The sequence below is a fragment of the Pseudoalteromonas sp. MMG022 genome (assembly GCF_021654245.1).
GTDB classification, from domain to species: Bacteria; Pseudomonadota; Gammaproteobacteria; order Enterobacterales; family Alteromonadaceae; genus Pseudoalteromonas; species Pseudoalteromonas amylolytica.
This window is the reverse complement of record NZ_JAKFZQ010000032.1, coordinates 21,661-31,382: the sequence shown is the minus strand read 5'-3', so window position 1 is coordinate 31,382 and position 9,722 is coordinate 21,661. Positions and strand designations below refer to the sequence as shown.

9 protein-coding genes are annotated in these 9,722 nt (G+C 43.1%); 5 read left to right on the top strand and 4 right to left on the bottom strand.

What is annotated here, in order from left to right; translation table 11 throughout:
* Positions 1-103: 103 nt before the first annotated feature.
* Entirely contained in the window at positions 104-895 is a 792-nt protein-coding gene (locus L1070_RS19475) for a transporter substrate-binding domain-containing protein (RefSeq protein WP_343221781.1), read from the bottom strand.
* Between the two features lie 72 nt (positions 896-967).
* Between L1070_RS19475 and L1070_RS19470 the strand changes: the two genes are divergently transcribed.
* The 4 genes from L1070_RS19470 to L1070_RS19455 all read left to right on the top strand — a co-directional run bounded on the left by L1070_RS19470 (position 968) and on the right by L1070_RS19455 (position 6,068).
* Positions 968-1,666: a DNA-3-methyladenine glycosylase I gene (locus L1070_RS19470; RefSeq protein ID WP_070986572.1), complete on the top strand. Its 699-nt coding sequence runs from the start codon at positions 968-970 to the stop codon at positions 1,664-1,666.
* Entirely contained in the window at positions 1,663-3,111 is a 1,449-nt protein-coding gene (locus tag L1070_RS19465; protein ID WP_237126804.1) for a YdiU family protein, read from the top strand. The genes L1070_RS19470 and L1070_RS19465 overlap by 4 nt, the downstream gene beginning before the upstream one ends.
* Positions 3,112-3,127: 16 nt before the next feature.
* Positions 3,128-4,906, top strand: coding sequence for an ABC transporter ATP-binding protein (locus tag L1070_RS19460; protein WP_237126803.1), 1,779 nt, complete (start codon positions 3,128-3,130; stop codon positions 4,904-4,906).
* A 115-nt stretch (positions 4,907-5,021) separates the two neighbouring features.
* Positions 5,022-6,068 carry an OmpA family protein gene (locus L1070_RS19455; RefSeq protein ID WP_237126802.1) on the top strand — a complete coding sequence of 349 codons (1,047 nt, stop codon included), beginning with the start codon at positions 5,022-5,024 and terminating at the stop codon, positions 6,066-6,068.
* A gap of 70 nt (positions 6,069-6,138) precedes the next feature.
* Here the strand turns inward: L1070_RS19455 and L1070_RS19450 are convergent, their stop codons facing one another.
* The 3 genes from L1070_RS19450 to L1070_RS19440 all read right to left on the bottom strand — a co-directional run bounded on the left by L1070_RS19450 (position 6,139) and on the right by L1070_RS19440 (position 8,898).
* Positions 6,139-6,819 (bottom strand): 4'-phosphopantetheinyl transferase superfamily protein, encoded by a 681-nt coding sequence (locus tag L1070_RS19450; RefSeq protein WP_237126801.1) that lies wholly within the window; start codon positions 6,817-6,819, stop codon positions 6,139-6,141.
* 74 nt (positions 6,820-6,893) lie between these two features.
* Positions 6,894-7,280: a hypothetical protein gene (locus L1070_RS19445; RefSeq protein WP_070986567.1), complete on the bottom strand. Its 387-nt coding sequence runs from the start codon at positions 7,278-7,280 to the stop codon at positions 6,894-6,896.
* Positions 7,270-8,898 (bottom strand): S41 family peptidase, encoded by a 1,629-nt coding sequence (locus tag L1070_RS19440; protein WP_237126800.1) that lies wholly within the window; start codon positions 8,896-8,898, stop codon positions 7,270-7,272. Before L1070_RS19440 ends, L1070_RS19445 begins: the two co-directional genes overlap by 11 nt.
* Positions 8,899-9,164: 266 nt before the next feature.
* On the opposite strand from L1070_RS19440, the gene L1070_RS19435 reads away from it, so the two are divergent.
* Positions 9,165-9,542: a hypothetical protein gene (locus L1070_RS19435; protein ID WP_070986565.1), complete on the top strand. Its 378-nt coding sequence runs from the start codon at positions 9,165-9,167 to the stop codon at positions 9,540-9,542.
* The last annotated feature ends 180 nt before the right edge of the window (positions 9,543-9,722 follow it).

The following is a 9,722-nucleotide window of genomic DNA, read 5'->3' as shown; positions in this document are numbered from 1 at the left end:
ATTGCGCAAAAGCTACGGACTTCGTCCGTAATGTTGCACCCCTGCTTGCGCAAAAGGAATGTAAGTTAAATATTTGCACTGTAACTCACTACGTTCGCTGTCGTTAGCCTTTTGCAATGAATTCAATACCCATTGATAAGTCAGTCTTTACACAATTGGTCACGTATTCATTGTAATAATTTTGCTTTTGCCAAAGCTGATTGATGCCATCATCAAATACGGATACCAAAAAGGAGTTGTGTTTATTGATCAGCAAGTAGCCTTGCTTAATAAATGCAGGTTTTTCTTGGAAGGTGATCTGTTGTTGCTGCGCCTCAGTGAGGGATTGTGCGTAGGCAGCTTTAGTTTGCTCTGTAAGGATTGCAATGTCCGCTCTACCCCGTAATAAATATGCTAGATTTTTGCTGGTATAGGTGGCGTTAACAGTACTGATATCATAATTTTTTATGGCTTGAAGCAGTTCATCAGGGTATGTAAGGCCCTGATTTAATATCAGCCTATGGGGAGATAAGTCTTTATAGCTTTGATAAGTAAAGTCTAGATTTTTTAAATGATAGAAACGGCTTACTTCTTGTGTAATGGGGTGCCTTGTGTAGATATAGTCTTGCGCTCTTTTTTCGCTAAAATACCAGTATGCGCTGCCTGAAAACTCTTGTTTCATTCCTTCTTGGTACGCTCTCTCCCAAGGCATAAAAACAAATCGAACTTTGTAGCCTGATAGAGCAAAAGCATCACGAATTAGTTTTGCAACGCAGCCTTGGTCTCTACGTGATTGATCCATATAAGGCGGCCATTGACCTGTGCTAATATTAAGCGTCTTTGATAAACTTTGTGTTGAGCTGATTGATGCGCTCAGTGTAATACATAAACACGCTATTAAACGAAACACTATCATTCTCGAAGGTTGATTTGATTAACTAAATAATAGTCACTTTCTGATTTTAAGGAAATAAGGCGGTCATTTCCTATGGAAAAATTCAATAATATATTGGCACGGGCAAGTGAAAGGAAGGGTGGAGAAAACAAAGTGTTGTCACTACTGAGCGAGCCCAAAACATCAACTCAACTAACGATGCTCAGTGACTCTGAATGGTTAGAAGAGTTCACGCGAAAAGTATTTCAAAGTGGCTTTTATTGGAGCGTAATTGATGCTAAGTGGAGTGGCTTTAGAGAGGTTTTTTGGGATTTTGATGCAAATAAGTTGCTAATGATGTCTCCCGATATGCTGGAGCAAAGAGCCAATGACGAGCGTATCGTGCGCAACTACAAAAAGGTAATGACCATCCCCGTCAACTGTTTAATGATCCATGAAGTGGCGCAAACTCACGGCTCTTTTGCACAGTTTATAGCTCAATGGCCTTGCGATGATATTGTTGGTCTTTGGCTGTATTTAAAGCAACATGGTGCTAGGTTAGGGGGGAACACAGGCCCATTCGCTTTAAGAGCAATGGGAAAAGATACCTTTATTCTGTCACGAGATGTTGAAGCGTACCTAAGGTGTCATGAAATTATAGAAGGTGGCTTGCATAGCAAAAAATCACTGCTAGCCGCACAAGCATTTTTTAATACACTCGTTGCGCAAAGTGGCTGGACGCTACAGTCATTAAGCCAGCTAATCGCACTTAGTGTAGGAGATAATTACATATCAGCAGGTCAAAAAGAATGAGTTTTTATCCAAGGTATAGCGTCTTAGGGAATCAGTTTTGTGTTCTAGATACGCCCATGATGGCACGTGAGAGTCAGCCATGTGAGCCACAACTGCTACTATGGAATGAGGCGTTGGCGACCGAACTAGGTATTCCTTTAAAGCGCTCATCGGCACATAGTTATTTAAGTGGTCAACTCCCGCTCCATGATGTAGAGCCTGTAGCATTGGCGTATTCTGGACATCAGTTCGGTCATTTCAATCCTACTTTAGGGGATGGCCGAGCTCACTTGATAGGTAGCTTTGATGATGCTCAAGGGCGGGCATACGATCTACAAATTAAAGGCTCTGGTGCAACGCCGTTCTCTAGAGGGGGTGATGGCTTATGTGCTTTAGGGCCTGCGGTGAGAGAGTTTGTGATGAGTCAGGCGCTGAAAGCGTTGAGGGTGCCAACAACTGAGTGTTTGTCAGTGGTATCCACAGGCCAACAAGTATATAGAGATGGTTCATTACCTGGCGCTGTTGTATGTCGAGTAGCGAGTAGCCATATCCGTGTCGGCTCATTTCAGTATTTGGCGTTACACGAGGATTTAGTGGGCCTCAGATCGCTTATGGAGTTGGCGATTAAGCGCTACTTTGTTGATATTACAGAGCAAGGTGATGAGCGTATCATTGCTTTCTTAAAAGCTGTCTGTAAAAAGCAGATAGCCTTGATTGTAGATTGGCTGAGGGTCGGCTTTATTCACGGTGTGATGAATACAGACAACACTCTTGTTGGAGGAGAGACGATAGATTATGGGCCATGTGCCATGCTGGAGGCATTCGATTTTGGACAAGTTTACAGCTCTATAGATAAACATGGGCGCTATGCTTTTGGGCAGCAACCTAACATAGCCAGTTGGAACTGTGCACGTCTGGCGGAATCATTACTCGCTTTATTTAATATTGAACAGTCAAAAGCGATTACAATGCTTAGTGATGTCATAGCGGGGTTTTCGACAGACTTTAATCTTGCATATCAGAGTATGTGGGCACAAAAGCTTGGTTTACTTACTTGGCAAGATGCCGATGCTGAGTTGTTGTCGGAATTGCTCTCGATACTAAATAGTGAACAGCTAGATTATACCAATACGTTTGCGGCGCTGAGTAACTCATTGCTGAAAACTCCCTATAGTTGCTTTGTGATACCAGATGCTTTGCTATCTTGGCGCGAAAAGTGGGAAACGCGTATAGCTGAATATGAGCGTACTCAAGTTGCAGAGTTGATGTGTTCAGTAAACCCAGCAATCATTCCTCGTAACACATTGGTAGAAAGGGTAATTGGTGATTATTATCAGCAAAAAGAGAGTCGTTTGTTAAAGGATTGGTTACCACTACTACAACATCCTTATCGATATCAGGAATACGAACGCCGCTATTTGGCTGCGACAACGGACGCACATTATAAAACTTTTTGTGGCACGTAATTTAACTGGATTGAAAATGACCGAAATATTGACATGGCAAGGAATTAAGCAGCAAGTACTCACACATAAAAGGCCACTTATTATTGCACATATAATTGCATTCTTAGCGGCTTTAGTAAGTGTTCCTATTCCCTTAATGATGCCATTACTTGTTGACGAAGTATTGCTAGAAAAGCCAGGCCCTGCAATTAATTTTCTGAATAACATACTGCCCGTAGCGTGGCACACTAGTGCCGTGTATATCATAGTGATTTTGTTCAGTGTTGTATTGATGCGCTTGGGTGCACTTGTGTTGGGGGTGATTCAATCAAGACAATTTACTTTTATTGGCAAGGATATCAGTTTAAATATTCGCGAAAGGTTATTGCGTCACCTACCACGCGTGCAGCTTAAAGAATATGAAACGCAAGGTGCTGCTGCCATTAGCTCACGTTGCATTACCGATGTCGAAACACTCGACACTTTTATCAGCCAAACTCTGTCTCGGTTTCTCATTGGCTTGTTAACCATCATTGGTACCGCTGTCGTTTTACTTTGGATAGACCTGACTTTGGGCTTGGTCATTTTGCTCTTAAATCCTGCTGTGATTTACTTTTCTCGCCAGTTTGGCAAACGAGTGAAAGACCTTAAAAAAGATGAAAACGCGGCTTTTGAGGCATTTCAAGCTGCTTTAGTTGAAACGTTGGATGCAATATCACAGTTAAAAGCCATGCGAAGAGAAAGCGCTTACTTTGATTATGTTCGCAAAACAGCGGTTGATTTAAAGCACTATGCTGTGCAGTCACAGTGGAAAACTGACGCGGTAAATCGTTTAAGTTTCACTGTTTTTTTACTGGGCTTTGAAGTTTTCCGTGCCGTTGCAATGCTAATGGTTGTGTTTGCAGATCTTACTGTTGGGCAGATCTTTGCGGTGTTCGGCTATTTGTGGTTTATGATGGGGCCAGTACAGGAACTACTTGGAATACAGTATGCCTACTATGGAGCTTCGGCTGCAATACAGAGGTTAAATCAGGTGTTTGCTTTTCAAACGGAAGCACCTGCGCCAACTAAAGCAAGTAATGTATTTGAAAGGCAGAACATTGGTATTGTGTTTGAAGATGTTAGCTTTGCGTATCAGCCCGAGCTACCAGTGCTTCGGAATGTTTCGCTACAGATCCCTGCGGGTAAAAAAGTCGCAATTGTGGCCGTATCAGGAGGGGGAAAGTCCACACTGGTACAATTGCTGTTAGGGCTTTATGAAAAACAGTCGGGTAGAATTGAAATTGCGGGTATTCCAGTTGAAGAGGTCGGATATCAAGCAATTAGAGAAAATATTGCCACAGTTTTGCAGCAACCTATTCTATTTAATAGTAGTATTCGCGATAATTTATCACTAGGTAAAGTTCATAGTGATGATCAACTTTGGCAGGCACTCAAAGTCGCTGAACTACATGAAACGGTTCGACACATTGATGAGCAGCTTGATGCACTTGTTGGCCGCAATGGGATTCGCCTTTCTGGTGGACAAAAGCAGCGGTTAGCCATCGCCAGAATGGTATTGGCTGATCCCAAAGTGGTTATTCTTGATGAAGCAACATCAGCATTAGATATTGAAACAGAAGCGAAAATACATAGAAACTTAAAAACTTTTTTGCAAAACAGAACAACGCTGATCATCGCCCATAGGCTCAGCGCGATACGGCAGGCTGATTTGATATATGTACTTGATGATGGTCACGTTTCTCAAGTCGGAGATCATAATAGCTTGCTTGGACAAGCAGGACTGTATCAAACACTATTCGGGCATCAGCATTAGTTGGTGTCAGTTAAATAAGATGTTGTTAAGTAAAAATTAATATATAGCCTAATATTATAGGGCTAAATTCATGAGCTATCTGTGCTCACTTGGTATTTAAGGACGGGACGAAATAATGAAATTTAAATCTATTAGCTTAGCAGTTGCGGCTCTTCTTGCAGCGTCGGCAGTAAATGCAAATGAGCAAAAAGAGGGGGTCTACCTCGGCGTATTTGGCGATTACTATAATTCTGAATGGAATAATATTCGTGATGCTGCAGGTGTTGATGTTGATGACTCCACTGGTTGGGGCGCGGAAATTGGTTACCGCTTCAACAACAACTGGAGCGGTCGCGTAGAATATGCTGACATGGATTTTGACTTGTCTGGTGCAAGCACTGGCTCACTAGATGGTGAGCGTTTCGGTATTGATGCGCTTTATCACTTTGATGACAGCCCTTTTTATGGCTTAGTTGGTTTAAAATCAATTGATGCTTATAAAAGCCTGACGTTTGCAAACGTGGGTGCTGGTTATCGCCATTACTTCAACAATAACTTCTTTGTAAATGCGGAAGCTGCTGTTTACCAAGGTTTGGACCGTGGCTATACCGACATTGGTGCTAAATTAGGTATTAACTACTTCTTTGGTTCAAGCGAGCCTGTTAAGAAGGTAGAGCCTGCACCAGCCCCTGTTGCACCTCAGCCAGTTGCTGCCGATAGCGATAAAGATGGCGTTATGGATGCTGATGACAGTTGTGCTAACACGCCAATGTCAGATGCAGTTGACAGCAAGGGTTGTACAAAGTTTGAGGAACGTCAGGTTTCAGTAAACCTCTTAGTGCGCTTCCCACACGATACTGCGAAAGTAAAACAGCAATATTTTGATGACATTGCAGAAGTTGCAGCTTTCTTAAAAGAGCATGAGTCTGCGACAGTGGTACTGGAAGGTCACGCGTCGGCAATTGGTGACGCACAGTATAACCAAATGTTATCTGAGAAGCGTGCAAAGGCTGTAGCGAAGCAGCTAATGGACGACGGTATTACAGCAGATCGTATTTCTACGATTGGCTATGGTGAGGAACGCTTGAAAAATACCGCGAATACGTTGGAAGCTCATGCGCAAAACCGCAGAGTTGAAGCGACAATTACGTCAACTGAGCGTGTAAAAGTACAGCGTCAATAATCTTTAAATTCGCAAGAACAATAAAGGCCCGTGCTATGCGGGCCTTTTGTTTTTCTGATGTGATATGAACTTACGCAAAAGCACACTCTGTAAATGCGAAAAGATCATTAGTTTGATAAAGCACATTCACCTGTGTACCTAGCGGAACTTTGTCAGACAGTTGCTCTGTTATCTCAAAGCACAACTGATGTTCATCAAAGCTCAGTAGTTTGGCTGCTTCAAAGCCAAAAAACCTTTTTACACTTGGGTAAAGCGCCTTAAAAATACTCTCTTTGGCGGAAAACACCACAGTTAATGGGCACGGGAGATGTTTACTGAGCGCGGTGAAGGCCTCATTTTCCATAGGGTGTAGAATTTGTTCCTTCAATCTCTGTTCTTGCTCACTAGGCATTACGGTCTCAATGTCTATTCCCAAGCCGCTTAGGTCAGACGAATTTGTGACCATTGCCATAGCAATGCCTTGCGTATGGCTAATGCTACCCAAAGTGCCTTCTGGCCATACTGGAGCTCTATCTTCTGTGCTGTTTATCTCGACCCCAGTGATGGATAATTGCGCCAACGCTTGTGTTGCACATATTCGCCCAGCCAGATACTCAACTCGGCGTTTGGGGACCGCATTTTGCAACTTTTGAGGCATGGGAATGTTGTGAGTCAGAAAATCACTCTGTTGAAAAGATTCAGTGCTGAATGTGCAGCAGTGGTATGGATAATTTAACTGCGGTTTGAAAGGATTAGCTGTTTGATATTGCATATAAAATCTAGTTGTTCACGCGATCTCGTTCTACTGTACCACAGCAAGCAGAGAAAACTAATTTTGGCTATGAGTTAATGAGTACTTTGAGTGACTGCGACACAGGGTACTTTGGGTAATATGACATAATTATCTTTACTAGGATAGTAGAGAACACACAGACCATTACGTAGCTGCAATTCAAAGCGTTCAACAGCGATGTTGTGAGTGCCTAAAACCGGGTCTAGTGGTTGCTTGGCTACACGGGACTCTAACAATAATGTACTGCTATTCATCAATACGTTATCGGCGAGTTTTGGCTCTACGCCACCTTTTAAGCTGACAATGGCTTTTTGTATGTCAGCTTTTATCGCTGGTGTGGTGTTCTTGATTGTTGCTGCCAACGGTTGCATTGATTGGTTGTGTTTACAGCCAATCAATGCAAGACATATTAAGATGGTGCTAATGAGTTTATTGCTCATTTTTCACGCCCTTTAAGGGAATTATGTGCATACCACCGCGCAGTGGGTGTGATGGAACGCTAATGGCGGGGCCTTGTAAGATGTACTCAGATGCTTGGGTTGGGCGTGGTTGGCTCACAGGCGGACACTCACCCGTGTCCATATAATTCAGTGCTGCTGAAAATAACGCCTCGTTAGCCGCGCCGAGCGAGTGCTCAAAGTCATCTGCGACCAAACATCCCGAAACCTGGCTCGTTAGCCCGAGTTCACCGTTATTTTGCGCAGCAGAAACGGGTGTGAAGCCATCGGTATAGCTACCAAATCCCTTGGCATTTTCGTTTTTAAACTGAATGGTATAGTACACCTCGCCACAATTGGGAGCGGGAGCAAATCCAAACGGTTTACCACATGTTTGGTCACCAATAAGGACCACTTCAACATCAATACCTTGCAACCCATTAATAATTAATTCACTCGCCGAGCAGGTACCTGCCGTTGTCAGTATGTACACTCTGCTAAGCTCAGGACTCGGTAAAACCTCGTCTGTATATACTCTTTCACTCCAGTCGATGGCACGAGCGGAGAATGTAACATCATAGTTTTCTGCACTACGCTTGTCATTGTATATCGTCTGACTAAACACTCGACCCGTATCAGGCGTCGTAGCGAGTGTATTTGCGCTGCCAGCTATCATATAACCCAATTGCGCGGCCATACTAACTAACCCACCACCGTTATAGCGAAGGTCTAATACTAGCTCATCTATGTCACTATTTTCGAACATTTGGAAGGCGTTTATTAAAGGGCGTTGGCCCGCAGAGATAAACTGATTGAATTGCACATAGCCTACCTTACGGCCATTGATGGTTTGTACATGTACATTTTGTACAGGAGTGGTTTCTATATCTTGCGCTGTAAGAGACACTTCGTACTGTTCTACGGCATTTGTCTGTGAATCGGTGCGAACAAACGTAAACGAATGGGTTGTTCCGAGAGCAGGCTGCAGCGCTGCATTGATCGTCGCGACAGAGGCCGAGTCTGTAGCATCGATATCAACACCATCGACTTCCACAAGTTCATCCCCACGTTGAAGGCCTACAAGTTCAGCCGGTGAATTGTCCTGAGTATAGGCGACACGTATTAGTCTAGGCGGGGTTCGATTAATGATAGCCCAGCGAACTCCATAGCCTGCTACCACACCAGACTGAGCTTCTTTGATGTAGTCTTCATAGCTTTCAGAGAAATGAAAGTCATCCTTCGCTTTACCTGATGGCGTGGTTGCTGAAGTTTTAAGCGCATTGAAGTATGCGGCTATCGAGTCAAAGGTACTTGGATTTGGATCCGGTAATTCGTCATACCACAAGTAAGTTTCATGGCTAAAAGAGCGTAGCCATAACTTTTCTAGCATGGCGCTGCCGACTTTATCCGAGTATGGTTCATTGTCTTGTGGGTCAAGGCCCTGCCTGGGGTTAGCGCAATAGTCTTTGTACTGACTTGAGGCTGGGAATACCCCAGCGCTCCATATTTCCGAAGGCGTAGTGGGCTGTGGGTCTAGGGAGGGTGAATTGTCGTTACCTCCACCGCCACACCCGGCCAACAAAAAACTAAGTAAAAGTGCTGCTAAATGTAAATTGCTCATGCTGGTTGCTTTTTAAGTTCATTGGCTAAAAATTAGCAAAGCTATGTATTAAAGGCAATAAGGTGGACAGAATAAGTACCTATAATGTGTATGTCAGGCTTCTTGTGAGCGAATTTCTATGTCGCAATGGAGAGTTTATAATTAGAGGAATTTAATCGTAATAAGCACGAATCGGTGTTAACGCTAGCCAGTCCGTATTTACTTGGTTACACTTGCATTTAAAGCAGCTATCCATCGATCCAACCAGTTAAGGTAAAACAGTCAATATGCCAGAAATTCAGTTTTTAAACGTCGATCTTGAGCTAGAGTCAAAGCATGACATTAGTGCCTTAGTCAATGATTTAAAGCGTAATGCTATCGTATTGCATTATGATCAAGATGAATATCGCCAATTAGCGCGCATTGAGGCTGACGCCGAAGTTATCAGCCCTGATAAGGCGATTAACCACCTGTGTGAATTAATCGAATCCTGCTCAAAACCTGCGTTAAAGCAGTGGTTGTCATGTACGAAACGAACATTTGATATTGGTTTTAACTCTGGCAACACACCAAAATGTTATTCACAGGCGTTACATGCAGACACTTTACTGCGCATTTCTGCAATTGGTGCAGGAATAGAGATCACCTTGTATCCTGTTGAGTAGCTACTCTAATTTTGCGGGGTTGAATTTCCAGTTACACCCGTGTTGAAAGCCTCTCCTTTCTAGACATGGCTATTACTGTTACGTCCCTTCTTGTTTAACATTTGATAGCCACGCAAAGTGGCTATGTGTCGAACCTGTTAATTTAAATTTGTTAATTTTAAATTAACAGGTTGATAATTT

Excerpts from the sequence above, each read along its gene's own strand:
- L1070_RS19435 (WP_070986565.1), top strand. The coding sequence starts at position 9,165 with ATGCCAGAAATTCAGTTTTTAAACGTCGATCTTGAGCTAGAGTCAAAG.
- L1070_RS19460 (WP_237126803.1), top strand. The coding sequence starts at position 3,128 with ATGACCGAAATATTGACATGGCAAGGAATTAAGCAGCAAGTACTCACA.
- L1070_RS19470 (WP_070986572.1), top strand. The coding sequence starts at position 968 with ATGGAAAAATTCAATAATATATTGGCACGGGCAAGTGAAAGGAAGGGT.
- L1070_RS19465 (WP_237126804.1), top strand. The coding sequence starts at position 1,663 with ATGAGTTTTTATCCAAGGTATAGCGTCTTAGGGAATCAGTTTTGTGTT.
- L1070_RS19475 (WP_343221781.1), bottom strand. The coding sequence starts at position 895 with ATGATAGTGTTTCGTTTAATAGCGTGTTTATGTATTACACTGAGCGCA.
- L1070_RS19440 (WP_237126800.1), bottom strand. The coding sequence starts at position 8,898 with ATGAGCAATTTACATTTAGCAGCACTTTTACTTAGTTTTTTGTTGGCC.
- L1070_RS19455 (WP_237126802.1), top strand. The coding sequence starts at position 5,022 with ATGAAATTTAAATCTATTAGCTTAGCAGTTGCGGCTCTTCTTGCAGCG.
- L1070_RS19450 (WP_237126801.1), bottom strand. The coding sequence starts at position 6,819 with ATGCAATATCAAACAGCTAATCCTTTCAAACCGCAGTTAAATTATCCA.
- L1070_RS19445 (WP_070986567.1), bottom strand. The coding sequence starts at position 7,280 with ATGAGCAATAAACTCATTAGCACCATCTTAATATGTCTTGCATTGATT.